We start from the raw sequence: 25,079 nt of genomic DNA, 5'->3' as shown, positions 1-25,079 counted from the left end.
GATGATGACGAATCCGCAGAATTTGACCGACGACACCACCCTCGACGAGGTGCAGCACGCCGCGGAAGCCGCGGCGAGCGCCTTCGCTGTCATGTCACGCTCTGACGAGCCGACCCGTGCCACATGGCTGCGGGCGATCGCGGACCGGCTCGATGCTGAAGCGGATGAACTCACGGCGATTGCGAACGAGGAAACGGCGCTCGGGCTCCCCCGTCTCACCGGAGAGTTCGCCCGCACCACCGCACAGCTGCGGCTGTTCGCGTCGGTCGTGGAAGAGGGGTCCTATCTCGAAGCGGCAATCGATCATCCGAATCCGACGGCGACGCCGCCCATTCCGGACCTGCGCCGAATCCTGCGCCCCATCGGGCCGGTCGCTGTGTTCGCAGCATCCAACTTCCCGTTTGCGTTCTCCGTCGCCGGCGGCGACACGGCATCGAGCCTCGCTGTCGGATGCCCGGTTCTCTTAAAAGCGCATCCGGGGCATCCGCGCACATCCGTCGCCACCGCGGCGGCCGTCGCCGATGCGCTCGCCACAGCGGGAGCACCTGCCGGGGCGTTCTCGCTGATCACCGGCTTCGATGCCGGTCTCGCACTCGCCAGTCACCCGGCCGTGCGCGCAGTCGCCTTCACTGGATCAGTGCGCGGCGGTCGTGCTCTGCTCGATCACGTGACCGCCCGGCCGGAGCCAATCCCGTTCTACGGTGAGCTCGGAGCGGTGAACCCAGTCGTCATCACCGCTGCGGCAGCCGCGGCCCGCAGCGATGAACTGGCAGCAGGGCTCGCTGATTCCTTCCAACTGGGAGTCGGGCAGTTCTGCACGAAACCCGGGCTGGTCTTCGTGCCGGCGGGATCATCCCTCCCCCAGCAGCTCGCGGAACTCCTGCGTGCACAGCCGCGCATGCTCACCCCCACGATTGCTGAAGGCTTCGCCCACCGGCTAAGCAGCATCAGTGCTGTGCCCGGCGTGGACATCATCGCGTCTGACGCCAGCGGGCCGACCGTCGCGGTGACGGATGCGGCGACCCTTCTCGGGCACGCAGATCAACTGCTGGAAGAGGTCTTCGGCCCGTTCACCCTGCTGGTGCGCATCGACGAGAGTGATGACCTCACCGCGGTGCTGCGCGCACTGCCGGGAACACTTACGGCAACTGTGCATCACGAACCCGCCGAAGACGTCGAGGAGCTCGTCTCTGCACTGAGCGATATCGCCGGGCGAGTGCTGTTCAACGGCTGGCCCACCGGAGTGGCAGTGAGCTGGGCGCAGCACCACGGCGGGCCCTGGCCCTCGACGAACACGCAGTTCACGTCGGTCGGCGCAGCCGCGGTTCGTCGTTTTCAGCGACCGATCGTGTTCCAGAACGCTCCGGAGCAGGTACTGCCCCGTGCCCTGCACGAGCAGAATCCGCTGCGCATCCCCCGGCGCGTCGACGGTGTGCTCACGGTTGCCGACTCGGTGTAACTCGCGCTGGCCCTATCCGCCCGCGGTGCTGCCTGACCGCACTCCCGACACTGACCCCCACCCTGCGCCCCAACCACGCGCCCCGACACTGTTCCGGTCGCAATTGGTGCTGCTCTGAAGCCGTTTTAACAGCGTCATTTGCGACCGGAGCAGGGTCGGCGCGGGAGGTGGTGACCCGGCACGGGGAGGTGGTGACCCGCGCGGGCCGCGCGGTCACCCGAACGGGTCGGCCAGCAGCCTGGCGAACGCCGTTTCCGCGGCGCCGATCAGCAAACGGTCGGCGCCGAGGTCGGCGGAGTGGATCACGAGGCCCTCGGCCGGAGCAGCCAGTGCGCGCTCACGCACCGCGAGGTCGAATGCGTCAGGGTCGTGGTCGCGCAGCATCGGCAGGAATCCGCCGAGCACCACGATCGACGGGTTGAGCACGTTGACGGCATTGGCGAGGGTGACCGCAAGCACGCGTCGTTGCCTCTGCACCTCGGCGATGAGCTCGTCATCGTCCGATTCGGCGAGCGCTCGTGCGAGTTGGGTGTCATCAGCGGCGCTGAGACCGGCAGCATGCACGAGCCGTGCCCTGTTGACTTCGTCTTCGAGCACGCCGTCAACGCTGATCCGATCGGCTTCCGTGCCGATGCCGGGGTAAGTCTGCCCCCATTCCCCGGCGTAGCCGCCTGCCCCCGAGATGAGGGTTCCGTTCAGGATGAGCCCACCGCCGATGCCACTGGCACCGCCGTTGAGGTAGACGACATCGCGATGCTCACGTGCCGCGCCGAACAGCTTCTCGGCGCGAGCACCCAGCGAAGCGTCGTTGTCAACGATGACGGGCGCGTCGAGCGCTGCCGCCAGCGGTGTGGTGATGTCCTCATCGCGCCAGCCCAGGTGCGGGGCGAGCCCGACGACGCCATCGGATGCCCGCACGAGCCCGGGAACCGCAACGCCGATCCCGACCAGTCGGCAGCCCCGCAGAGAGTTCTGCTGCCACTCCTGTATGACCCGAACGGCGATGGCCACGGCATCCGCGGCACTGGGCACACTGTCCAGCGGCACGCGCGTGCGCTCCCGGAGCCCGCCGCCCAGGCTGACTGCTCCGATCTCGATCGCATCGACCTCCGGGTTGATGCCGATCGCTGTCACGTCGGGGTTGGCGCTGACGACGGGGCTCGGGCGCCCGACACGGCGAGTGGGATCAGGGTTCTGCTCCACCACCAGCCCCGCCGCAGCCAAGCCGGTGACGAGGTCGGCGACCGTCGAACGGTTGAGTCCGGTCTCTGCGGTGATTCGCGCCCGCGAGCGCGGACCCTCCTGATGGACGAGACGCAGCACCTCGCCGAGGTTCTTTCTGCGCACGCCTTCGATCCCGGATGCCCGATCCGCCATGTCTCTCCTCAACGCACGCGATTTGTTGTTCCTGTCACGATATCCGCAGGAACGTCGATCGGATGCCGGATGCTCAGCGCGGCGTGTATTCGAATCGACGCACGTTCAGCACTGTGCTCGTCATGGCCCCGTTGCTCGTGCCGTAGACACCGAACCACAGACCCAGAAATCCGCCCGTGGCCACGGTGTCGAGCGTGCGCCCGTCGGCAACGGCGACAGCCACCACTTCACCGCTGGGAACAGTCACCGCGAACGCATATTCCTGTTCCCGGACGCTCAGTGTCAGATCGAGTCCCGCTGAGGGCGAAGCATCCACGATCGTCTCACCAAGAAGCGTCTCCGCTCCCGCCTGGCGATGCATCACCGCGACGCGGGTGCCGTGCGCCACGGCGCTCAGTGACATTCGCACCTGGTCGTTCTCGGACTGCCGGACGATGAGCCCGACTTCTTCGCCGCCCCGAAGATCGGATGACAGCGTCGTCACGACATCGACATCACGATGCTGCTGACGCACACCGAGGAACGCTGAGACCGTGGCGTCGACGGGTGTCGAGGTGCGCAGTGGCAACTCCCACCCGTCGCCCTCCGGGTGCGCGATCTGCGCAGGCAGCGCCCTGGCCGATGTCCAGCGCGGGTCATCGGCGGCAACCACCCCGGAGGCGGCACCCTGCATCACGCCCCGCGTCTGCTCGGACGCGAACGGCACATCCACCGACCAGGGAACACGTCCCTGCCCCGGCGCGAACACCGGCCAACCGTCCTCCCACGACACCGGAACGAGAAAGCACTCCCGGCCGAGGTTGTAGTGATAGCCGCCGTAGGGGCGCATCGCCAGCAGAACCGACCACCAGCTGCCATCGATCGCCTGTACGAGATCCGCATGCCCGACGCCGACGATGTCAGAACCGCGCCCCAGGTGACGGTGCGTAAGCACGGGGTTGCCCCTGTTACCGATGTAGGGCCCGGTCACTGTCTCTGCCCGCGCAACCGACAGCGCGTGATGGAACTCAGTGCCCGCCTCAGAAGCCAACAGGTAGTAGGTCCCGTCGATCTTGTACAGGTGCGGCCCCTCCGCCCAGACGGCGCCGAGCACCGCGCCATGCCAGAGGATGTGTTCCTCACCGACCAGCGTCATGCTCTCGCGGTCCAGCTCGCGCAACCACACCTCAGTCTGGTGATGCCACTGAGGTTCAGCGGCGAGACGGGTACCGTGCATCCAGATCCGGCCATCATCATCGAAGAAGATCGAGGGATCGATACCGTCGACATCGAGCCAGACCGGATCCGACCAGGGGCCTGCGGGGTCGGTCGCCGTCACTACGAAGTTGCCGCCGGGCGAACCGTCGTTCTGGCCGACGAGCGTGCACACCAGCCAGAACAGACCGTCATGGAATCGCAGCGTCGGAGCGTACAGGCCGCCGGAGGATCTGACCCCATCCATGTCGAGCATTCCCGGACGGTCGATCACATGACCGATCAGCTCCCAGCTGACCAGGTCACGACTGCGCTGCACGGGAAGACCCGGCTGATATTCGAACGTCGAGGTGACGAGGAAGTACTCCTCCCCGACCCGGCAGATCGTCGGGTCGGGAAAGCACCCCGGCAGAATCGGATTCTGAACAATCGCCATCAACGCGCGAATTCGACGGCGGCGACGTGCACCTCGGCGGTGACAACCCGGCGATCGGACGGCGCGATCACGTGGGCATCGCCCGTGATTTTCAGCGTCGCCCTGGCAGTCGCCGTTCCCGCAGCCTCGCTCGCTGCCGCATCCGCGCCGACCCATACCTCGACCGCGCCCGGCTCGACGATACGCGTCATCGATCGGTCGCTGAAGGCGAACCGCTGCGTCGGCACCGAGAACGACACTGTCGCTGACTCCCCGGCTGCCAGCGTCACGCGCTGGAATCCGAGAAGCTGCACGACCGGCCTCGTCACCGATGCGGTGACATCGTGCCCGTAGAGCTGCACGATATGGTCGCCGACCCGAGTGCCGGTGTTCGTCACCGTCACGGCGGCGCCGAAGGCAGCACCCGCCGCCACTTCCTCGTCGATAGCCAAATCCCCGTAGGAGAACGCGCTGTACGACAGCCCGAATCCGAAGGGGCGCACGGGTGTGGGATCGGTAGAGGTGACTTCGGAGCGGCCACCGAGCGGCGGATGCAGGTAGGTGAACGGCTGTGCGCCGGCTGACCGCGGCAGCGAGATCGGCAGCCGGCCGGAGGGGTTGACGCGTCCAGCGATCACTCCGGCCAACGCGGATGCGCCTTCCTCGCCGGGGAAGAATGACTGCACGACGGCAGCCGGGCGCTTGTCACCGTCGAGTGCCCAGCCGATCGCATACGGGCGTCCGGTGAGCATGACCATGACCACCGGCGTACCCGTGGCCACAACCGCTTCGACGAGCTCGCGCTGCACGCCGGGCAGGTCCAGACTCTCCGAGTCGTTGCCTTCGCCGACCGTGCCGCGACCGAACAGGCCGGCCTGATCTCCCACGACGACAATTGCGACGTCAGCGCCGGCTGCGGCGGCCTCAGCAGCGGCGAAGCCCGACCGGTCATCGCCCTCCACTTCGGAACCCTGCGCATAGACGACGTCGGCATCCACTCCGAACTCTGCGGTAACGCCCTCGAGCACGGTGGGGATCTCGATCCCGATCGGGAACTCCGGGTGGTGGGCGAGCACATGGTTGGCGAAGGAATAGCAGCCCATTAGCGCTTCTGCGCGGTGGGCGTTGGGCCCGATGACGGCAACCCGCGATTTTCCGGCATCCGCACTCATCGGCAGAATGCCGTCATTCGAGAGCAGGACCACCGACTCCTCAGCGAGGCGCCGAGCGACGTCGCGGTGGCGCGGCGAATCCAGATCGATGTTCGTCGGAGCCTCATCCTCGAAGACATCCGGCTCCAGCAGCCCGAGCTCCTCCTTTTGCGCGAGCGCACGCAGCACGGCACGGTCAACGAGGGCCTCATCGAACTGGCCCGCACGGATGCGCTCCGCCAGCGGCGCGAGATACGCGTCACCGGTCGGCAGTTCGATATCGATGCCGGCGGTGAGAGCGGCAGCTGCAGCAGCCCCACGGTCGGCGGCGATGGCGTGCATCACCTCGAGGAACGCGACGGCAAAGTAGTCGGCGACGACGACGCCATCGAACCCCCAGCGCTCACGGAGCAGCTCGGTCAGATACTCCTCGCTCGACCCGAGCGGCACCCCGTCGATCTCCGCGTAGGAGTTCATCACCGAGCGTGCGCCGCCATCAAGCAGCGCCATCTCGAATGGCGGCAGGAAGACGTCTGCGATCTCGCGTGCACCGGCAGAGACAGGAGCATGGTTTCGGCCGGCGCGTGTAGCCGAGTAACCGACGAAGTGCTTCAGCGTCGCATGGATGCCGGTCGCCTGAAGCCCCTGCACGTAGGAGGTGCCCAGCACACCGACGACGTACGGATCCTCAGCGATACACTCATCCACCCGGCCCCAGCGCGGATCGCGAATGACGTCGAGCACCGGCGCGAGGCCCTGGTTGATGCCCAGCTCCCGCATCGATTCACCGATGACAACGGCCATCTCGTGCACGAGCTCCGGATCGAACGACGCTCCCCAGGCCAACGGCGTGGGGAAAGCGGCCGCCTTCCAGACAGCGAGACCTGTCAGGCACTCCTCGTGCACGAGCGCGGGGATCCCCAGACGCGTCTCGCGCTTGAGCCGGCGCTGCTCATCCCACAGCCATGCCGCGCGCTCGTCCGGATCCACCGGCCTCGTGCCATACACGCGGCTGTACTGGCCCAGCCCGTGCTTGGTCACCTCGGCGAGCTGGCCGGCGTCCTTCTGCCCGGCAGCCATCTCGGACTGCATGGGCGCTGCCATACCGTTCTGGTCGAGCCAGTACCCGACGATCTGCGCCAGCTTCTCGTCCAGAGTCATTCGCGCGTGCAGTGCACGGACGCGTTCGGAAACTGCAGGCATTGCGGGAACTCCCGCTGTCGTATTCGACACGGATCTCTCTTTCATTGTGCTCAGCCCTTGACTGCCCCGGTGAGTCCGCCGACGATACGGCGCTCGAACAGACTGAAGAACACCAGTGCGGGCACCATCGACAGCGACGTGTACGCGAGCACACGCGCGGTGTCGACGGAGTACTGCGAGGCGAAGTTCTGCACGCCCAGTGGGAGCGTGAACAGACTGGAGTCGTTGAGGATGAACAGCGGCAGCATGTAGCCATTCCACGAGCCGACGAAGGCCAGGATGCCGACGGTGACGACGCCGGGCAGACTCAGCGGGATCACCATTCGCCAGAAGAACCCGAGACGGGACGCGCCGTCAATGGATGCTGCCTCCTCGAGCTCCTTCGGGATCGCTCGCAGGAACGGTACGAGGATGATGATCGTCGTCGGCAGGGCGAAGGCGATCTGCGGCAGGATGATGCCGGCCAGACTGTTGACCAGTCCGAGGTTGCGGATCAGAAGATACAGCGGCGTGATCGCGACCGTGATCGGGAACATCAGACCCGCGGCGAACAGCGAGTACATCACGCCCCGGCCGCCGAAGTCGTAGCGGGCGATCACGTAACTGGCCATCAGGCCCAGCAACACCGCACCGAGGGTGGTTCCGACGGCGGCGATGGTCGAGTTGATCATCGCTGTCCAGAACTCCGAGCTGGCCAGCACGTCGCCATAGTTGGCGATCTGCCAGGGCGCCGGGAACCCGGACGGGTCCAGCGTGATCTGGGAGTTCGTGCGGAACCCGCCGACGATGATGTACAGCACCGGTGTGATGCAGATCGTGATCAGCACGATCGCGATCAGGTAGATGCCGGGGCTCCCCCAGCGGACCTTCGGCGACCGTCGCCGGCCGCGCGGTCCAGAGGGCTGGACGAGCACGGAAGTGGGCAAGCTCTCGGTGGTCATTTGCGCTTCCTTCCGCTTTCTCCGGTCACGGCGCCCTGTGTGTCACGACGCAGCACGAAGCGCTGGTAGACGAGGGCGATCACCAGGGAGATGAGGAACAGCATCACGGCGACGGCGTTTCCGTAGCCGTAGCTGCCAGCGAGGTGTCCGTTCTGGTACATGTATGTCGCCATCGTGGATGTGCCGGCGGTCGCAGCGATGTACTGGCCCCAGATGATGTTGACGAGGTCGAACAGCTGCAGCGAACCAATGATGGACAGGAACGCCCAGATGCGCAGGGTCGGCCCGAGCAGCGGCAGCGTGATGTGCCACTGGATTTTCCAGAAGCTGGCGCCGTCGATGGCCGCAGCCTCGTAGAGCTCCTCCGGGATCGACTGCATGCCGGCAAGCATCAGGATCACGGCGAAGCCGATGTACTTCCAGGTGATGATGACCATCAGCGTCCATATGGCAATGGACGGGTCTGCCAGCCAGGACTGCTGGAACTCGCCCAGACCCCACTTCTCCAGCAGGGAGTTCACAGCGCCCGCATCCTGCATCATCAGGCTCCACCCGATACCGACGATGACCTCAGAGATCACGTACGGCATGAAGATGAGCACGCGGATGATGGAGCGGCCGCGGATCTTCTGGTTCAGCAGCAGCGCGAACAGGATCGCAACCGGCCCCTGCATGATCAGCGAGAGAACCACGATGACGAAGTTGTGCGTCACCGCCTCGCGGAACGTGTCGTCCTGCCAGATCAGGATGTAGTTATCCAGTCCGACGAACTCGGTCGGCCAGCCGAAGCCGTTCCATTTGAAGAAGCCGTAGAACGCCGCCATCATCACCGGGAAGATGACGAAGCCGACGAAGACGATCAGAGCGGGGCCCGAGAGAAGCGCGATCTCGCCGCGCTTGCGCCAGTCGACGCGTCGCGGTCGACGCACTGGGGCCGACGAGTTGTCGGCCCCAGCACGAACGTTCTTCTCAGGCACGGCGACCGCCGCCACCTGGGTTTCGATCATCGCCCCGATCAGCCTCTCGCCGCAGCGGTGGTGATCTGCTCCACGAGCTTGTCGGGGGTGCCCTGACCGGCGAGCATCTCCACGACGCCGACGTTGAGCGCGTTGCCGACGTTCTGGCCCAGCGCGGTGTCCAGCCACAGCGAGACGTACGGCGCCTGCGCGTATGCCTCCATCAACGGCACCAGTGACGGGTCGGTGACGGCGCCCGTGGCGTCCTGGGAAGCGGGGATGGTCTGGAAGGCCACCGCGTACTTCTCCTGCCACTCGGTTGTCGAGACGAAGTTGAGGAACTCCTCGCACGCTGCGGGCGAGTCGGCTGAACACGAGTAGCCATCGACGCCACCCATCATCGCTCCGGCTCCGCCGTCGCCACCGCTCACCTCAGGGAACGGGAACCAGCCGAGGTCCGGCAGCGGCTGCTCGTCGGCAGTCAGACTCGCGATCACACCGACGTTCCAGGCGCCCATCAGTTCCATGGCTGCCTTGTGGTTCGCCAGCAGTCCGGCGGACGAGTTCGCGCCCTCCTGCGGGGACGTGGTCAAGAAGCCCTGGTTGAACGGCTCGATGCCGGCGAAGTCGGCGAGGTTCTCAGCGGCGGTCAGCCAGCACTCGTCAGTGAAATCGGGATTGGTGGCGAGGCTGGAGACGATGGCCTTGTCGCAGGCACGCAGCGCGAAGAAGTAGTACCAGTGTGCGGCGGGCCAGGCTGCCTTCGCACCGAGAGCGATCGGCGCGATGCCAGCACTCTTGAGCTTGTCGACAGCACCCTCGAGGTCATCCAGGGTCTTGGGCTCTTCGGTGATTCCGGCCTGTTCGAACAGGTCCTTGCTGTAGAAGATGCCGCCGGGGAGCACGGCGCTGGGCATGCCGTAGATCTTGTCGTCGACAGTGAATGCTGCGAACGGCGCTTCGCCGAATGCGGTCTTCACATCGGCGTCGATCAGTCCGGTGAGGTCTTTCACTTTGCCTGCGTCGACGATGTCGGCGAGTTTGCCGCCACCGCGAGCCATGAAGATGTCGGGCATGTCGCCCGAGTTCACGGCGGTCTGGAGTTTGCCGTCCATGTCTTCGTTCTGGATGGAGGTGACCTTGATGGTCACTTCGGGGTTCTCTTCTTTGAAGGCGGCCGCAGCATCGTCCCAGTACTGCTTGCCATCTCCGGTGGTGGAGTTGTGCCACATGGTGAGCGTGACGTCTCCGCCGTCGCTCCCCTGGTCGCCTCCGCCACCTGCACAGCCGGACAGCAGCATCGCAATGCCGGCCCCCAGCGCAACTGCTGTCGCGCCTCGCGTCTTGCGTGTCATCATCAGCCCTTTCGTCATCCTTGACAGATCGTGGGACCGCTCCCTGAGCGGTTCAATTCTTGACATTGCCAGACTCGGCACCGTTTAGTCAATCGATATCGATAACGTTTTCCAAACACCTCGTAAATCCACCCGATCGACCGCTCCGGCGGTTACGATCACGATGTGGACCTTAATATTCGCCCTAGTCGCGCAACGATCACCGATGTCGCACGGGTCGCGGGAGTCTCCGTCTCAACCGTGTCGAAGGTGATCAACGGCAAGGACGGCATCGCCGCCACCACTGCCGCGCACGTCCTCGCCGTCGTCGCGGACCTCGGATACGAGTCTTCCATCGTCGCAAGCAGCCTCCGCCGCGGACGCACTGGCGTCATCGGCGTGCTGCTGGCCGATTTCGAACCGTACTCCACCGAGCTGCTGAAGGGGATCTCTCGGGCAGCCGAGGCGACCGACTATGAACTCCTCGCTTACGCCGGCGGCAATGACAACGGCAAACGCACGAACTGGGAGCGGCGCTCACTGTCCCGCTTGGGCGGAACGCTCATCGACGGTGCGGTGGTCGTGGCACCAACTATGTCGATGACTAACGGCACCAGCATCCCTGTGGTTGCCATCGACCCGCATTCCGGAGCCGAGAGCGTACCGACTGTCGACGGCGACAACATCGGCGGCGCACGCGCGGCGACGGAGCTGCTGATCGGCCTTGGCCACCGTCGCATCGCCCACCTGGGCGGGCGGCCCGGACTCGAATCGTCCCGCTTGCGCCGCGAGGGGTACCTGCAGGCACTCGAGGCAGCAGGCATCCCGGTCCACCCCGCTCTCGACCGGGTCGGAGGCTACCGAGCCGATCTCACCGACGCTCCTGCCCACGAACTGCTGGGACTGCCCGCCGACCAACGCCCGACGGCCATCTTCGCCGCGAACGACCTCTCTGCCCTGCACGTCATGGAGGTCGCGCACGAGTTGGGTCTACGGGTGCCGCACGACCTCTCGATCATCGGATTCGATGACATTCCGGAATCATCGACCAGCTCCCCGCCTCTCACGACAGTGACCCAGCCCCTTCAGTTGATGGGCGCGGAGGCCCTGCGCATCCTCGTCTCCCTCCTCACCGGCGTCACGGTCGAGCAGCAGCATCGACGCCTGCCTGCCAGCCTCACCGTGCGGGAGAGCGTCGCCGCGCCCCCGAGCGTGCGCTGATTCCCCACCTCCGCCTCGGCGTCATCGACGCCCCAGCCGAGCCGGGCGCATGGCCACCAGCATCCCACCGATCACGAGCAGCAGGGCGGCCGCCAATGCGATGCCCCACGGTAGCTGCGCACCGGTGACGGCGAGTTGCCCGGGCGCAACGACCCTGACCTCCGCACTGATCGGTTCGAGCTCCCCGGACGCGATAACCAGGGTGTGTGCACCGAGTGGCAGATCCGCAGGGATCGACACGTCGAAGGCCACCCGACCTGAGGAATCAGCCGCGGAGATGCCGGCGATCTCGATCGGATCGCTGAACAGCGTCGCCGTGATCTGCTGACCGGGCTCCAGACCCGACACGGTCACAGGCAGGGCTCCACCCTGCTCCACGCTGCCGTCGCCGACGTCAACCGTCGCCCAGACGACCACTCCATCCTCGCCCGGATCCCCCGGCTCCGTCGGCGTACCGGGTTCCGTCGGTTCCGACGGTTCCGTCGGCTCCGTCGGCTCCGTCGGCTCCGTCGGCTCCGTCGGCTCGCCCGGCTCGCCCGGCTCGCCCGGCTCTTCGGCCGACACCAGGCGTGCGACGCCCCAGCGTGCGGTGTTCTGGTATCCGGTGCCGGTCGGCTCCGCCCAGGTGTGCACGGCGAAGCGGGCGCCGTCTCGTCCATCATTGACCTGGAAATCCAGTCCATGGAAGGTGTTGAGGCCGCCGAGTGGAACGTCGCTCTGACCGCCAGACTCGCCGACGAGGTCGATCGCGACCTCCACGACATATCCAGTTTCGGTCAGAGCCGTCGCGCTACTGGCCACACGTGCCTGCTGCAGCGCGGCATCGCCCGTGCCGAACGACAGGTCCCCGTCGGTCGTGATCCGGATCTGCGTGTCGTTCGGGCCGTACGTCCCAGCCTTCGTGTTGCCCAGATCGAGAAACACTTCAACGGAATCGCGGTTCCATGCATCACTGTTGCTGTTGTCGACGACCGGATCGGTCACCTCGTACAGCACGTAGAGCTGGTTCCCCTGCCAGAGCGTGCGCACCTGCGCCTGGGCGCCGCTCGCATCCCCCTCGACCGTCCTCGCCGTCTGCGCCACGGCGGCATCTGCCCACACCTCGTCGACGATGCCATCGACCGTCGGGGCAGGCAGCTCCGGGATCTCCAGGTAGGAGAGCGGCTCCAGGAATGTGAGCCGGCCCGTCTCACCGGGCGAATTCCATGCGCCGGCGACCGAGTCGTTGACGATGACACGCACATCGAATTTCGCCGAGGAGCCCTCGACGACCTCGCTGTGCGGCACGTGCACCGCAATGAGATGCTCACCCTCGACAACGGTCTCGATACCGGGGACGGAGTCCGGGGCATCCTTCTGGTAGACGAACTCTTGGTCGCCATAGGTGAACTCGACACGGTCTGGGGCGACCGTGCTACGAACCAGAACGGTCAGGTGGTCATCGCTCCAGCGCGATTGGAACCCACCCACGTCTCCGGTCAGCACGTTCTCTGGCAGGTTCTGCCATTCGATCGCGCCCGCGAATCCATCGGTCAGCGCGATGTCACCGGCGAACACGTTCGCGGTCGTGATCAGCGCCGGCAGGCCATCCGGATCATCGATGACTCCGTAATAGGCGGGCTTGGCCTGCAAACCGGCACCGAACACCAGTGGCTCCTGCTCAGATCGCCATGAGCGGTTGTCGGTGAGACCCCAGATAGTGGCGGCAAACACCTTCTCCGCATCCGGTGCCGCCGCGTCATAGTCACGCAGCAGCCGGAACACATCGCGGTAGAAGTATCCCTGCCGGATCCGGTTAGCCTCTGTGGCCGGGTTGATCGTGACGTCGAGCTCCGTGACTTCCTGCAGCAAGCCGAGGCCGGCGAATCGGTCGAGCGCACCCTGCAGCGACGCGATCGTGGTGTTGATTGAGACGTGGAACTGGTGGCCCACGCCGTCCAATGGCACTCCAGCTGCCAACAGTCTCTTCACGAGGGCCTCATACTGCGCGCCCTTACGATCTTGCTCGGTGTTGTAGTCGTTGATGAAGAGCATCACCGGGCGATCGGTGCCCGACGCTGCGTACGTATTGTTGAAGGCCTCCTCCGCGAGCTCGAAAGCGAGCGGGATGTACTCCTCGCCCAGCACTTGATACCAGCGGCTCGTGCGCAGCCCATCGTCAGTGCTCTGATCCGCCACCACCTCGTTGACGACGTCCCACGCGATAATCGGATTGGTCGATGAGCCGTACAGGCCGTAGTCATCAGAAATCGATCGGGCCACGTTGTCGATGTGGGTCGCAAGACGGTCGCGGAGGATCTGCTTGTCAGCATCGGTGTCGGTCAGTTCGCGTCCGGAGTCATCCTGGAAGAACCAGTCCGGCGTCTGCGAGTGCCACAGCAGCACGTGTCCATACATTCGCAGGTCATTCTGCTGCGAGAAGTCCAGCAGCGCCGTTGCCTCGGCGTTGCGCTGGAAGTCACCGTTCTCGTCGTACCAGGCTTCCACCTTCATGTGGTTCTCAGGCGTGATCTGGTCGAAGTGGTGCAGCAGCAGGTCGGCTGCGGCTCCGCTCGTCTCCCGAGAATCGATCGCGACACCGACCGGGAAGTCCACGGTGTCCTTGATCGGCACCAGGCTGGTGTCGACCGGGTTCGGCTCCGGTACGCTCACGCGCAGCTGATCGACCAGGAACGCCGAGGTATTGCCACTGTCGTAGCGAGCCTCGACATAGAGTTCGGCGGCCGTGTCGTAGGCGGGCACCGTGAACTCACCGGACACGGTGGTCCACACCTCGGCGCTGGCATCCTCGATCTGGAGCAGGTTGGCGTACGAGGCGGACTCGCCCGTAACGGTACGCATCGAGATACTCAGCCCCTGTCCGACGTCTGCGCCCTCGGCGAAGCGCACAGCGGCCTCGAGCAGGTAGGTATTTCCTGGCAGCAGCACGTCAACGACGTCGAACTGGATGCCGTCACCCTCGTGCGTGCGGTCGGAGACCTGCGCGGCGAATGCCGAGTCGTCGGCACCGCCTGGCACGACTGAGATGGTCGGTGCCGATTCTCCCGATCCGGAGCGGGCGAACCATCCGTCCAACTCGCCATCGTCGAAGTTCGTGTCGATGAGTGCGCCCGTCTGCTGCGGGGCGGGAGTGCCGAGCGGGAGGGTGAAGACCCAGCCGTCGGCCAGCCGCTCGTCGACGACGGTCGCGACCGCCTGCAGCGACGGTTCGCGGTCACCGCCGCCGTCATGCACGAGCACGATCTCGCCGGGCTTCATCGCGGTGCGCAGATTCTCGGTGAGTACGGCCGGGTCGGTCTCTGCCCAGTCGTTAATCGTGTTGGTGACGGCCAGCGGCTGCATGCCGAGCGAGACAGCGACGGCGGCAGTGGCGCCCCAGCTGCCGTTGGGCGCGCGGAAGAACGGCACCTGTGCGTCAGGGTCGCCGAGCGCCTCGCGAATGATGCGCAGATTCTCGACGAGATCGGTGCGGATGCTGTCGGCATCCCAGGAACCCATGTCCGTGTAGCTCGTGGTGTGGTTACACAGTGTGTGCCCCTCGGCGACGGTGCGCCTGAGCAGATCGGCACCGCCGGGCGCGGTGATGTTCTGGCCGATGACGCAGAACACCGCGTGGATGTCGTTGGCCTTCAGATAATCGAGCAGCGCCGCGGTGGTGGCACCGTTGGGTCCGTCATCGAATGTGAGGGCAGAGACGTTCCCGCTGCCGGAGGCGAGGCTGACCGGTGTGGTTGTCGGGTCGACGGCGCCGCCAGGGGCGACGTCGGAATCTCCTCCGCCGGGCGCGGGGGCACGCGTGATGAGCACATCGTCAAGATAGAACGATGATGTCGCCGGGTCCACCTCGATGTAGACCTGCGTGTCATCCGCGTCTGCGGTCAACGTGCCGGAGATCGTGGTCCACTCCCCCGCGGGGATCGCCTTGTCGGCGACCCAGTGATAGCCATCCTTGACGAGGAATCGGGCTTGCGCGGCAGCATCCTGTACCAGCACTCGCGCCGAGAGCGTATACGTCACGCCCTCGGTGAATAGGCCCTCAGGGCTCTGCAGCGTGTGCCACGTCTCGGTGCGGTCGGCCACGCTCAGTACCTGACCCGCGCCTCCGTTCGGGTCGGCGGTGACGGTGAGGGTGGGGTCGCCGCTGGCGAACCAGTCGCCGGTCGTACCGTCCTCGAAATCGACGCTCGAGATGATCTCAGGATCTGCCGCAGCAGCGGAGATAGGGATAAGTGGGGCCGCGATGAGAGCAGCGGCGGCGGAGAATGCCAGCAGGGTTGATCGACGTTGCACGGGGCGCTCCTTTGCGCAGATGATTTGTCGTTGGCCCAAACATATGGAGTAAGCCCCCACCCGTGTCAACCCGTTACCAGAAAGTTACGTGCAGTCCGCCGATAGTTTCGACGGACACCATCGGACACCTTTCGAGCGCCGGAAGCGCTGGACGTAGGTGCCCATCCTGCTATAGGTTGTGAACAGCAACAATTTACGTACGCGACGACGCGTCGCAAGAAGGAGCCGTCATGGTCACCCCCACCCGCGAAGACAAGTTCTCCTTTGGTCTGTGGACCATCGATTACAACGGCACCGACCCGTTCGGCGGTCCGACCCGGCCGCGTCTCGACGTCGTACATGCAGTTGAGAAGCTCTCCGAACTCGGCGCCTACGGTCTCACCTTCCATGACGATGATCTGTTCGCCTTCGGCTCGACCGATGCCGAACGCCAGAAGCAGATCGATCGTCTGAAGGGCGCGCTGGCCGACACCGGCCTGGTCGTGCCGATGGTCACCACCAACCTGTTCAGCGCACCGGTCTTCAAGGATGGCGGCTTCACCTCGAACGACCGCGACGTGCGCCGCTTCGCCCTGCGCAAGGTTTTCCGCCAGCTCGACCTCGGTGCTGAGCTCGGCGCCAAGACGTTCGTAATGTGGGGCGGCCGCGAGGGCGCCGAGTACGACTCGGCCAAGGACGTCCGCTCGGCGCTGGAGCGCTACCGCGAGGCCGTGAACCTCCTCGGCGACTACGTCACCGACAAGGGCTACGACATCCGTTTCGCCATCGAGCCCAAGCCCAACGAGCCCCGCGGCGACATCCTCCTGCCGACGCTTGGCCACGCGATCGCGTTCATCGGCTCGCTTGCACGCCCCGAGCTCTTCGGCGTTAACCCCGAGGTCGGCCACGAGCAGATGGCTGGGCTCAACTTCACCGCCGGCATCGCGCAGGCGCTGTACCACGACAAGCTCTTCCACATCGACCTCAACGGTCAGCGCGGCATCAAGTACGACCAGGACCTCGTGTTCGGTCACGGCGACCTGCACAACGCATTCTCACTGGTCGACCTGCTCGAAAACGGCGGCCCTGGCGGTGTCCCGGCCTACGACGGACCGCGCCACTTCGACTACAAGCCGTCGCGCACCGAAGACGAGACCGGCGTCTGGGACTCTGCCGCCGCCAACATGCGCACCTACCTGCTGCTGAAGGAGCGTGCTGCGGCCTTCCGCGCCGATCCCGAAGTGCAGGAGGCACTCGCCGCGGCCAAGGTCGACGAGCTGGCCAAGCCCACGCTGAACGACGGTGAGACATACGACGACTTCCTCGCCGACCGCAGCGCCTACGAAGACTTCGACGCCGACGCTTACCTCGGCGGCAAGGGCTTCGGGTTCGTTCGTCTGCAGCAGCTCGCTACCGAGCACCTGCTCGGCGCACGCTGATCGTGACGCTGGTCGCCGGCGTCGACTCGTCGACGCAGAGTTGCAAGGTCGTCATCCGTGATGTCGACTCCGGTGCTGTCATCCGGTCCGGCCGTGCCGGGCATCCGGAAGGCACCGAGGTCGATCCCGCCGCCTGGTGGGACGCGCTGCAGAGCGCGATCACGGATGCCGGTGGCCTTGACGACGTCGCCGCCATCGGCGTCGGCGGCCAGCAGCACGGCCTGGTGGCGCTTGACGCCGCCGGTCACGTCATCCGTCCGGCACTGCTGTGGAACGACACCCGTTCCGCAGACGCAGCAGCAGCCCTCGACTCCGAAGTCGGAGCCGCCGAATACGCTCGGCGCACCGGCGTCGTGCCGGTCGCATCGTTCACGGCGAGCAAGGTGCGCTGGGTCGCTGATGCCGAACCCGAAAATGCCGCCCGCATCGCGGCGATCGCGCTCCCCCACGACTGGCTGACCTGGCGTCTGCGCGGCTACGGTCCCGCAGACCAATCACCGCTCGGCGCCGTGCTCAGCGAGCTCGTCACCGATCGATCGGATGCCAGCGGCACCGCATACTTCGATCCGGCCAGAAACGAATACGACCGGGAGCTGCTGTCGATCGCGCTGCGTCGCGATGCCGCTGACATCGTGCTCCCCCGGGTCCTCGGCCCCTCCGATCACGTCTCGGGGCACAACGGCATCCTCGTCACCGGTGGCGCTGGAGACAACGCCGCCGCAGCTCTCGGAATGGGCGCCGGCAGCGGAGATATCGGTGTCTCCATCGGTACCAGCGGCACCGTGTTCGCAGTGACTGATGTCGCTGTCACCGACGCCTCCGGCACCGTCGCCGGCTTTGCTGATGCCTCCGGTGGATTCCTTCCCCTGGTGGCGACGCTCAACGCGGCCCGTGTGCTGGATGCCACGGCATCCCTGCTCGGTGTCGATCACGATGAACTCGGCCGGCTGGCGCTGGCGGCAGAACCCGGTGCCGGCGGACTCGTCCTGCAGCCCTGGTTCGAGGGCGAACGCACACCGAATCTGCCGAATGCCACGGCGACCCTGTTCGGGATGACACTGGGCTCCACCAGCCGTGAGAACCTTGCCCGCGCTGCGATCGAGGGCGTGCTGTGCGGTCTGGCTGAGGGCCTTGACCGCATCCGCAGCCACGGTGTCAGTGCCGAGCGCATCCTGCTTGTGGGCGGGGCGGCGCAGAATGAGGCCGTTGCACGGATCGCGGCGCAGGTGTTCGACGCCCCCGTCGTGGTGCCCGCTCCCGGCGAGTACGTCGCGATGGGCGCTGCAATCCAGGCGGCTTGGGGCCTCACCGGCACCGTGCCGACCTGGTCGGTCGCGATCACCGCGCGTGTCGATGCGCAAACTCAGCCGATCATCCGCGAGCAGTACGCCGCGCGGCTCGAAGTGAGCAAAAGTGGCGAACTCATAGGCGGAGCCTCCACACTAGAAGCATGACCTTCGCAGCCCTGCAGCCTCTCGCCGATCGCGCCGCACTGTTCGTCGCTCTCCGACAGGAGGCGCTCACCGCCGCCGCCGAGCGACTCGGTGAGCACCGCTGGGATGCGGACATGACAGCGGGAACGCTCACCTTCACGTCCAATGCGAATCCGGAGCAGCAGCTGGTCAGCGCTGCACACCTGGTGGCGACGATCGCTCCGGGGCCACGATCGCTGCTGTGGGCGTGGGCGCACCCGCAGGGCGACCCGAACGGCATCGCCGGACAGTTGCGCGACTATGGCATCAAGTACGACATCGCAGCGCTGGCACAGTCCGAGCTGCTCTTCCCCGAAGACACCGGCGACGATCTCGATGAGTGGATGACGCAGGCCGCACACCAGGTCGGCAACGTCGCGGTGGAGATCACCGGACGCTCGCCGTACTACTCGGCTCCGATCGATGGCGGCACACGCGCGGTCTTCCTGCTGGATGCTCCCCTCGATCCGCTCACTGTGCGAGATGCCGTGATCGCCGCGCCCCGCTTGTTGGAAAGCCTCGCGCTGCGCGACGCCCGCTCGGCGGTGTGGGATGCCGCTCGCCTCGCCGGCTGGAACATGCAGTGGACGGACGAGCAGTTCTCGGGTGCCACTGTCAGCGACGCCAGCGGCGAAGCCACTTTCCGCTTCGACGAGCAGGCTCGAGTCATCGGTGTGGAAAGCACACTCGGAGCCTAAATCTCTTCGGTGTTCTCGCGCCGTCCGGTGCGAACGTGACATGCTGTGAACATGAAGAAGTGGCTGGTGCGGGCCGTCTCGCTGTATGTGTTCAACGTGGCAGCGCTGCTGTTGATCGGACTGATCATGCGCAGCGTGCAGGTCGGCTGGCATGCACTGTGGGCAGCGGTCGTCTTGACACTGGCAACGCTTGCGCTGAAGCCCCTGCTGCTGAAGTTGTTCCGCCAGTCAGCCGCGAAGTCGGCCAGCGCACGCACGAGGTTCGGCGAGAAGCTCGTGCAGTACGTGCTCGTGTTCGTCGTCGAACTGATCGTGTGGGTGCTGACCGTTATCTTCAGCGGTGTCGCGGTGCACGGATGGTTCTGGGGCTACGTTCTCCCGCCGGTCTACCTGCTCATCGCCTGGGTGATCTACGACCAGATAGACGATCGGATCGAAGCGAAGACCGGCGCCGTGATCGGGTCGGTGCGGTCGAAGATGACGGGTACGACGGCATCCGATTCGATGCCGCCGTCGCCTGCGGCATCCTCGGGGCGTGCCGAACTGAATGATGGTCTGACGCCCGAACAGCGGCGGATGCTGGACAACCTGTAGCCGGCGGGCCGCCGCGTTGTTGCATTCCGCGGAGCCTGTGACGAATGTCGGAGGTTCTCGCCGAATCTCTCCGACATGCGTCACAGGGTCCGACAGGTGTAACAGTCAGTCCGCGGCAGCAAGCCGTTCCGCGGCCTCGACCACGTTCGTCAGGAGCAAGGCGACGGTCATCGGACCGACACCACCGGGGTTCGGCGACAGGAAACCGGCGACCTCGGCGACATCAGGATGCACATCGCCATAGACCTTGTTCTTACCGGTCTCCGGGTCGCTTTCGCGCGTGACGCCGACGTCGAGAACAGCTGCCCCCGGCTTCACGTCTTCCGCACGGATGAGGTGCTTCACACCCGCACCGGCGACGATCACATCGGCCTGACGAAGGTACGGCGACATGTCGGGCGTGCCGGTGTGCACCTGGGTCACGGTCGCGTTGATGTCGCGGCGCGTCAGCAGCAGCCCCATCGGCCGCCCGATAGTCACCCCGCGTCCGACGACCACGACGTGCTTCCCCGCGAGGTCGTATCCACTTCGCTGCAGCAGCTCGATCACGCCGCGCGGTGTGCACGGCAGCGGCGTGTGGATCGGCGCGTTGACGTTGAGCACAAGCCGACCGAGGTTGGTCGGGTGCAGGCCGTCGGCGTCCTTGTCCGGGTCGATCCGCTCGAGAATCGCATCGGTGTCGATGTGCTTCGGCAGCGGCAGCTGCACGATGTAGCCGTGGCAGTCCGGGTCGGCGTTGAGCTCGTCGATCAGCGATTCGACCTGCTCCTGTGTGGCATCCGCCGGTAGCTCACGCTGGATCGAGTTCATTCCGACCGCCTCGGACTGCCGATGCTTCATCCCGACATACAACTGGGATGCCGGATCTGCGCCGACGAGCACCGTTGCGATGCCGGGCGTGATGCCCTTCGCCCTGAGCGCGGCGACGCGTTCGGTCAGTTCCGCTTTGATCTCCGCGGAGGCCGCTTTGCCGTCGAGGACGACAGCGGTCACTGCTGCAGCCCCGGGTAGAGCGGGAACGCACCGGTGAGAGCATCGACGCGCGCCTTGAGAGCCTCGACATCGGCGCCCGGCAGCAGCGCCAAGGCGATGACGTCGGCAGCCTCGGTGAACTCGGCGTCGCCGAAACCACGGGTCGCAAGCGCCGGGGTGCCGATGCGCAGGCCCGACGTCACCATCGGCGGACGCGGGTCGTTCGGCACAGCGTTGCGGTTGACCGTGATGTGAATATCGTGCAGCAGATCCTCGGCCTGCTTGCCGTCGATCTCGGCGTCACGCAGGTCGACGAGCACGAGGTGCACGTCGGTTCCGCCAGAGCGCACGGCGATGCCGGCATCCTTCACGTCCTGCTGGGTGAGTCGCTCGGCGAGGATTGCAGCCCCGCGGACGGTGCGCTCCTGGCGCTCCTTGAACTCCGGCGACGCCGCGATCTTGAACGCGGTCGCCTTGGCCGCGATCACATGCATGAGCGGTCCGCCCTGCTGGCCGGGGAAGACCGCCGAGTTGATCTTCTTCGCAAGGTCGGCGTCGTTGGTCAGGATGAAGCCCGAGCGCGGACCACCGATTGTCTTGTGCACGGTTGAGGAGACGACGTGCGCGTACGGTACGGGGTTCGGGTGGATGCCGGCGGCGACGAGACCGGCGAAGTGAGCCATGTCGACCCAGAGTAGGGCACCGACCTCATCGGCGATCGCGCGGAACGCGGCGAAGTCGAGCTGGCGCGGATAGGCAGACCAGCCAGCGATGATGACCTTGGGCTTGTGCTCGATGGCCAGTCGGCGCACCTCGTCCATGTCGACGAGCGAGGTCTCCGGGTTCACCCCGTAGGCGACGATGTCGTAGAGGCGGCCGGAGAAGTTGATCTTCATGCCGTGCGTCAGGTGCCCGCCGTGGTCGAGCGACAGCCCGAGCAGCGTGTCACCGGGACGTGCGATGGCGTGCAGCACGGCGGCGTTCGCGGTCGCACCGGAGTGCGGCTGAACGTTCGCGAACTGGGCACCGAACAGGCTCTTGGCCCGCTCGATCGCGAGGGACTCGGCGACGTCGACCTCTTCGCAGCCACCGTAGTAGCGGCGACCGGGGTAGCCCTCGGCGTACTTGTTCGTCAGCACCGATCCCTGAGACTGCAGGATGGAGACGGGTACGAAGTTCTCGGATGCGATCATCTCGAGGTAGCCGCGCTGCCGGTTCAGCTCGCGCTCGAGAACCTCGGCGATCTCAGGATCAACCTCGGAAAGCGGGGCGTTGAAGTACGGGTCGGTCATGTCGTCCTCTTTTCGTCAGGATTCGGTCGTGTGAGCACATCCGCACAGCGGACGCGTCAAAACGCATCGGCCCAGGCGCGCGGTCGAATTTCCGTAACGGTCGCTCCCCGGTGGTGACCCACCCAGACGCCAGTCGCGACGGTTCGAGCATAGCGGAATTCCCGAGTCCCACAGTAGCCGTGAAGCCCCGCGGACACAGCGCCACAGGATAGATTTCGTTCATGGTCCTTCCTGTTGTTCCGCTCCCTGCTTCTCTCGTGGAATCCCCCGGCTCGCTCACGCTCACCCCCCGCACACGCATCGTCGCGAATGACGAGACGGATGCCGCGGCATCCATCCTCGCGAAGTCGATCGCCGAACGCACCGGGCTCACGCTCCCGGTCGTCGCAGAACCGGCCGCAGCCGGTGACCTCGTGCTGCGACACACGAAAGACACCGGCGAGGGGTACGCACTTCGCATCGACGACGCCGTCGAGCTCTCCGGATCAGCCGCTGGTCTCTTCTACGGCATCCAGACCATCCGTCAGCTGTTGACCGGCGCCGATGACGTCTGGACTCTCCCCCGCGTCGCGATCGACGACGCGCCGCGCTTCGGCTACCGCGGCGTGATGCTCGATGTCGTTCGCACCTTCTTCGATGTCGACACCGTCAAGGCGTTCATCGACCGGGCGGCGTCGCTGAAGTTCAACCGTCTGCACCTGCATCTCACCGACGATCAGGGTTGGCGTCTGCATATCGAGAGCCGCCCGCTGCTGACCGAACGCGCCGCCAGCACGGCTTCCCTCGGTCGCCCTGGCGGGTTCTACACGCACGACGACTTCCGCGAGATCGTCCGATATGCCGCTGAGCAGCACGTGATGGTGATTCCGGAGATTGATCTGCCCGGCCATACCCATGCGATCGGTCTCGCCTACCCCGAGCTCGTCGAGGATCCGGTGATGACCGACAACCTCCGCGCACAGGCTCGCGAACTCGGACAGCCCCTGCCCGTGGCGGGCGAACCGTACCGGGGCTGGGGTGTCGGACACTCGTCGGTGAAGATCCATGACGAGGCGACGTGGACGTTCCTCAGTGACGTGCTGACCGAGGTCGTAGCGCTCACTCCGGGTCCGTATCTGCATGTCGGTGGCGATGAGGCTCACGGCACACCGCAGACCGACTTCGACGCATTCGTCGAACGTGTCACGGCACTCACCACGCGCCTCGGAAAAACTCCCGTCGCCTGGCATGAAGCAGGATCCGCGCAGGTCGCCGAGGGAACCATCGGCCAGTACTGGGGCAGCACAACTCCTGCCGGCACGAACGCTGACGATGTTCGTCGGTTCGCCGAGCGCGACGGCGCGGTGATCATGTCACCGTCAGATACGGCCTACCTCGATCAGAAGTACGACGCGGACTTCCCCCTCGGGCTGGATTGGGCGGCGCTCATCGATCTGGAGACCGCGTACAGCTGGGAACCGGCATCCATCGTCGCCGGTCTGCCGGAGACCGCGATCATCGGTGTCGAAGCGCCGCTATGGTCTGAGACTCTCACCTCGCTGGCCGACATCGACCAGCTCTTCTTCCCCCGTGCCGCAGCAATCGCCGAGGTGGCTTGGTCATCAGCCGATTCTCGCGATTGGGCATCGTTCCGTTCTCGCATCGGGCATCTCGATGTGCGTTGGGATGCCGCAGGCTGGGGAGGACACCGTCCCGCCGAGATCACTTGGAGCAACCGTTGAACACCACCCTGATCCACTCCGCTCGCCTCATCACCGAAGGTGAGGAAACCGCTGATGCCTGGGTGCGGTTCGAAGGTGGCGTCGTCGCGGCCACCGGCACGGGTAGCGATTGGGCACCTGCTGACGCCGTGATCGACGCGACCGAGGTTGCCGGTGCCGGCGCCATCCTCACGCCCGGATTCATCGATATCCACGGTCACGGCGGCGCCGGGGCAGCCTTCGACGACGGCATCGAGGCGATCCGCACCGCCCGCGACCTGCATCGCACGCACGGTACGACGCGAGCTGTGATCTCTCTGGTTACAGCCCCCGTCGATGATCTCGTCCGTCGGGTCGGTGAGATCGCCGATCTCATGCAGACGGATGCCGACATCGTCGGTTCCCACCTCGAGGGCCCTTACCTCGACCCGGCACACAAAGGTGCGCACGAGCCGACGCTGCTGCGGCATCCGGAAGCCTCCGAGGTGCAGCGCCTGCTGGATGCCGGTCGCGGCACGATCCGCCAAGTCACCATCGCCCCCGAGCTTCCCGGTGGAATCGAAGCGATCCGGTTGATCGTGGCTTCGGGCGCCGCCGCGGCTGTCGGTCATACGAGTGCCGATGCCGCGCAGGCCGTCGCCGCGTTCGAGGCGGGTGCGACGATCCTCACGCACGCTTTCAACGCCATGCCGGGCATCCACCACCGCGCCCCGGGACCCGTGCTCACCGCTGCAGCCGACCACCGCGTAATCCTCGAGGCGATCGCCGACAATGTGCACCTGCACCCGCCCGTGATCAAGTTGCTCTTCGACTCGGCGCCGGGACGCGTGGCGCTGGTGACGGATGCCATGGCCGCAGCCGGCAGCGCCGATGGCAGCTACGACCTGGGGGCGGTGAAGGTGACGGTGACCGATGGCATCGCCCGCACCGACGAGACCGGATCGATCGCCGGATCGACGTTGACGCAGGATGTGGCCTTGCGACGAGCCGTGCAGGCCGGGGCGTCTCTCGTCGAGGCGATTCGCGCGCTGACGGAGACGCCGGCTCGAGCTATTGGTCTCGGTGACCAGCTCGGACGGCTCATTCCCGGATATCAGGCGGATGCCGTACTGCTGGATGCCGACCTGCAGGTCGTCCACGTGCAGACGGGCGGCGCACTGCGCTGAGCGCGGGCGCGGGCGCGGGGCTGAGCGCAGGGGCGGGCCACCACTCCCCAGCAGCAGCCCGCGCTCCCCAGACGCGAGACAGGCGGCCCAGGAACTCCTCCCCCGAGGCACCTGAGCCGCCTAACCGTGCATTTCCCCCGCACGGTGCCGAACTCCGCCCCCCGGTGGAGTTCTGATGGCTGTCTCTATTTGATGAGACGACGACCTGGTGGATTCATTACGCGAA

General features: G+C 65.9%; 17 protein-coding genes and 1 riboswitch. Of the genes, 8 read left to right on the top strand and 9 right to left on the bottom strand.

Annotation, left to right across the window (positions count from 1 at the left end; all coding sequences use genetic code 11):
- Nucleotides 1-4: 4 nt before the first annotated feature.
- Nucleotides 5-1,459, top strand: a complete 1,455-nt coding sequence (locus ACSS7Z_RS04125; RefSeq protein WP_438253688.1) for an aldehyde dehydrogenase (NADP(+)) — start codon at nucleotides 5-7, stop codon at nucleotides 1,457-1,459.
- A 213-nt stretch (nucleotides 1,460-1,672) separates the two neighbouring features.
- Here ACSS7Z_RS04125 and ACSS7Z_RS04120 read toward each other — a convergent pair whose 3' ends face one another.
- From ACSS7Z_RS04120 to ACSS7Z_RS04095, 6 genes are all read right to left on the bottom strand, one after another.
- Nucleotides 1,673-2,836: an ROK family protein gene (locus tag ACSS7Z_RS04120; RefSeq protein ID WP_438253217.1), complete on the bottom strand. Its 1,164-nt coding sequence runs from the start codon at nucleotides 2,834-2,836 to the stop codon at nucleotides 1,673-1,675.
- A gap of 73 nt (nucleotides 2,837-2,909) precedes the next feature.
- The gene (locus ACSS7Z_RS04115; RefSeq protein WP_438253216.1) at nucleotides 2,910-4,466 is read right to left on the bottom strand and encodes a glycoside hydrolase family 43 protein; all 1,557 of its coding nucleotides are present in this window, start codon (nucleotides 4,464-4,466) and stop codon (nucleotides 2,910-2,912) included.
- Nucleotides 4,466-6,844 (bottom strand): beta-xylosidase/alpha-l-arabinosidase, encoded by a 2,379-nt coding sequence (locus ACSS7Z_RS04110; protein ID WP_438253215.1) that lies wholly within the window; start codon nucleotides 6,842-6,844, stop codon nucleotides 4,466-4,468. The genes ACSS7Z_RS04115 and ACSS7Z_RS04110 overlap by 1 nt, the downstream gene beginning before the upstream one ends.
- A 5-nt stretch (nucleotides 6,845-6,849) precedes the next feature.
- Nucleotides 6,850-7,740, bottom strand: coding sequence for a carbohydrate ABC transporter permease (locus ACSS7Z_RS04105; protein ID WP_438253214.1), 891 nt, complete (start codon nucleotides 7,738-7,740; stop codon nucleotides 6,850-6,852).
- Nucleotides 7,737-8,747 carry a carbohydrate ABC transporter permease gene (locus ACSS7Z_RS04100; protein ID WP_438253213.1) on the bottom strand — a complete coding sequence of 337 codons (1,011 nt, stop codon included), beginning with the start codon at nucleotides 8,745-8,747 and terminating at the stop codon, nucleotides 7,737-7,739. The genes ACSS7Z_RS04105 and ACSS7Z_RS04100 overlap by 4 nt, the downstream gene beginning before the upstream one ends.
- 8 nt (nucleotides 8,748-8,755) lie before the next feature.
- Complete coding sequence (locus ACSS7Z_RS04095; protein WP_438253212.1) at nucleotides 8,756-10,054, bottom strand: ABC transporter substrate-binding protein; 1,299 nt, start codon at nucleotides 10,052-10,054, stop codon at nucleotides 8,756-8,758.
- Between the two features lie 162 nt (nucleotides 10,055-10,216).
- On the opposite strand from ACSS7Z_RS04095, the gene ACSS7Z_RS04090 reads away from it, so the two are divergent.
- Entirely contained in the window at nucleotides 10,217-11,251 is a 1,035-nt protein-coding gene (locus ACSS7Z_RS04090) for a LacI family DNA-binding transcriptional regulator (RefSeq protein ID WP_438253211.1), read from the top strand.
- A gap of 21 nt (nucleotides 11,252-11,272) precedes the next feature.
- Here the strand turns inward: ACSS7Z_RS04090 and ACSS7Z_RS04085 are convergent, their stop codons facing one another.
- Nucleotides 11,273-15,541, bottom strand: coding sequence for an endo-1,4-beta-xylanase (locus tag ACSS7Z_RS04085; protein WP_438253210.1), 4,269 nt, complete (start codon nucleotides 15,539-15,541; stop codon nucleotides 11,273-11,275).
- A gap of 230 nt (nucleotides 15,542-15,771) precedes the next feature.
- On the opposite strand from ACSS7Z_RS04085, the gene xylA reads away from it, so the two are divergent.
- Genes xylA through ACSS7Z_RS04065 form a run of 4 tightly spaced genes read left to right on the top strand, consistent with a single transcriptional unit; the run spans nucleotide 15,772 to nucleotide 19,723 of the window.
- A complete protein-coding gene (gene xylA, locus ACSS7Z_RS04080; RefSeq protein ID WP_438253209.1) occupies nucleotides 15,772-16,959 on the top strand; it encodes a xylose isomerase in 1,188 nt (395 codons plus the stop codon).
- Nucleotides 16,960-16,961: 2 nt separating this feature from the next.
- Nucleotides 16,962-18,413 carry a xylulokinase gene (gene xylB / locus ACSS7Z_RS04075; RefSeq protein WP_438253208.1) on the top strand — a complete coding sequence of 484 codons (1,452 nt, stop codon included), beginning with the start codon at nucleotides 16,962-16,964 and terminating at the stop codon, nucleotides 18,411-18,413.
- The gene (locus tag ACSS7Z_RS04070) at nucleotides 18,410-19,129 is read left to right on the top strand and encodes a DUF6882 domain-containing protein (RefSeq protein WP_438253207.1); all 720 of its coding nucleotides are present in this window, start codon (nucleotides 18,410-18,412) and stop codon (nucleotides 19,127-19,129) included. Before xylB ends, ACSS7Z_RS04070 begins: the two co-directional genes overlap by 4 nt.
- A gap of 51 nt (nucleotides 19,130-19,180) precedes the next feature.
- Nucleotides 19,181-19,723: a hypothetical protein gene (locus tag ACSS7Z_RS04065; RefSeq protein WP_438253206.1), complete on the top strand. Its 543-nt coding sequence runs from the start codon at nucleotides 19,181-19,183 to the stop codon at nucleotides 19,721-19,723.
- Between the two features lie 105 nt (nucleotides 19,724-19,828).
- Here the strand turns inward: ACSS7Z_RS04065 and ACSS7Z_RS04060 are convergent, their stop codons facing one another.
- Entirely contained in the window at nucleotides 19,829-20,716 is an 888-nt protein-coding gene (locus tag ACSS7Z_RS04060; RefSeq protein WP_438253205.1) for a bifunctional methylenetetrahydrofolate dehydrogenase/methenyltetrahydrofolate cyclohydrolase, read from the bottom strand.
- Nucleotides 20,713-21,987 carry a serine hydroxymethyltransferase gene (gene glyA, locus ACSS7Z_RS04055; protein ID WP_438253204.1) on the bottom strand — a complete coding sequence of 425 codons (1,275 nt, stop codon included), beginning with the start codon at nucleotides 21,985-21,987 and terminating at the stop codon, nucleotides 20,713-20,715. Before glyA ends, ACSS7Z_RS04060 begins: the two co-directional genes overlap by 4 nt.
- A gap of 62 nt (nucleotides 21,988-22,049) precedes the next feature.
- A riboswitch (ZMP/ZTP riboswitch) is annotated at nucleotides 22,050-22,134 on the bottom strand.
- 74 nt (nucleotides 22,135-22,208) lie between these two features.
- On the opposite strand from glyA, the gene ACSS7Z_RS04050 reads away from it, so the two are divergent.
- Together ACSS7Z_RS04050 and nagA are read left to right on the top strand one after the other, a co-directional pair.
- On the top strand, nucleotides 22,209-23,708 hold the full coding sequence (locus tag ACSS7Z_RS04050; protein WP_438253203.1) for a beta-N-acetylhexosaminidase: 1,500 nt from the start codon (nucleotides 22,209-22,211) through the stop codon (nucleotides 23,706-23,708).
- Complete coding sequence (gene nagA, locus ACSS7Z_RS04045; RefSeq protein ID WP_438253202.1) at nucleotides 23,705-24,853, top strand: N-acetylglucosamine-6-phosphate deacetylase; 1,149 nt, start codon at nucleotides 23,705-23,707, stop codon at nucleotides 24,851-24,853. The genes ACSS7Z_RS04050 and nagA overlap by 4 nt, the downstream gene beginning before the upstream one ends.
- Nucleotides 24,854-25,079: the final 226 nt, after the last annotated feature.

Source organism: Microbacterium wangyouchuni, assembly GCF_051546305.1.
In the GTDB taxonomy this organism is placed as follows: domain Bacteria; phylum Actinomycetota; class Actinomycetes; order Actinomycetales; family Microbacteriaceae; genus Microbacterium.
This window is presented reverse-complemented; position numbering and strand designations above follow the sequence as displayed.

Bases quoted from the DNA above. Each gene is read 5' to 3' on its own strand.
- ACSS7Z_RS04110 (WP_438253215.1), bottom strand. From the start codon at position 6,844: ATGAAAGAGAGATCCGTGTCGAATACGACAGCGGGAGTTCCCGCAATG.
- ACSS7Z_RS04050 (WP_438253203.1), top strand. From the start codon at position 22,209: ATGGTCCTTCCTGTTGTTCCGCTCCCTGCTTCTCTCGTGGAATCCCCC.
- ACSS7Z_RS04115 (WP_438253216.1), bottom strand. From the start codon at position 4,466: ATGGCGATTGTTCAGAATCCGATTCTGCCGGGGTGCTTTCCCGACCCG.
- xylA (WP_438253209.1), top strand. From the start codon at position 15,772: ATGGTCACCCCCACCCGCGAAGACAAGTTCTCCTTTGGTCTGTGGACC.
- ACSS7Z_RS04125 (WP_438253688.1), top strand. From the start codon at position 5: ATGACGAATCCGCAGAATTTGACCGACGACACCACCCTCGACGAGGTG.
- ACSS7Z_RS04070 (WP_438253207.1), top strand. From the start codon at position 18,410: ATGACCTTCGCAGCCCTGCAGCCTCTCGCCGATCGCGCCGCACTGTTC.
- ACSS7Z_RS04100 (WP_438253213.1), bottom strand. From the start codon at position 8,747: ATGATCGAAACCCAGGTGGCGGCGGTCGCCGTGCCTGAGAAGAACGTT.
- glyA (WP_438253204.1), bottom strand. From the start codon at position 21,987: ATGACCGACCCGTACTTCAACGCCCCGCTTTCCGAGGTTGATCCTGAG.
- ACSS7Z_RS04065 (WP_438253206.1), top strand. From the start codon at position 19,181: ATGAAGAAGTGGCTGGTGCGGGCCGTCTCGCTGTATGTGTTCAACGTG.
- ACSS7Z_RS04095 (WP_438253212.1), bottom strand. From the start codon at position 10,054: ATGATGACACGCAAGACGCGAGGCGCGACAGCAGTTGCGCTGGGGGCC.
- ACSS7Z_RS04105 (WP_438253214.1), bottom strand. From the start codon at position 7,740: ATGACCACCGAGAGCTTGCCCACTTCCGTGCTCGTCCAGCCCTCTGGA.
- ACSS7Z_RS04120 (WP_438253217.1), bottom strand. From the start codon at position 2,836: ATGGCGGATCGGGCATCCGGGATCGAAGGCGTGCGCAGAAAGAACCTC.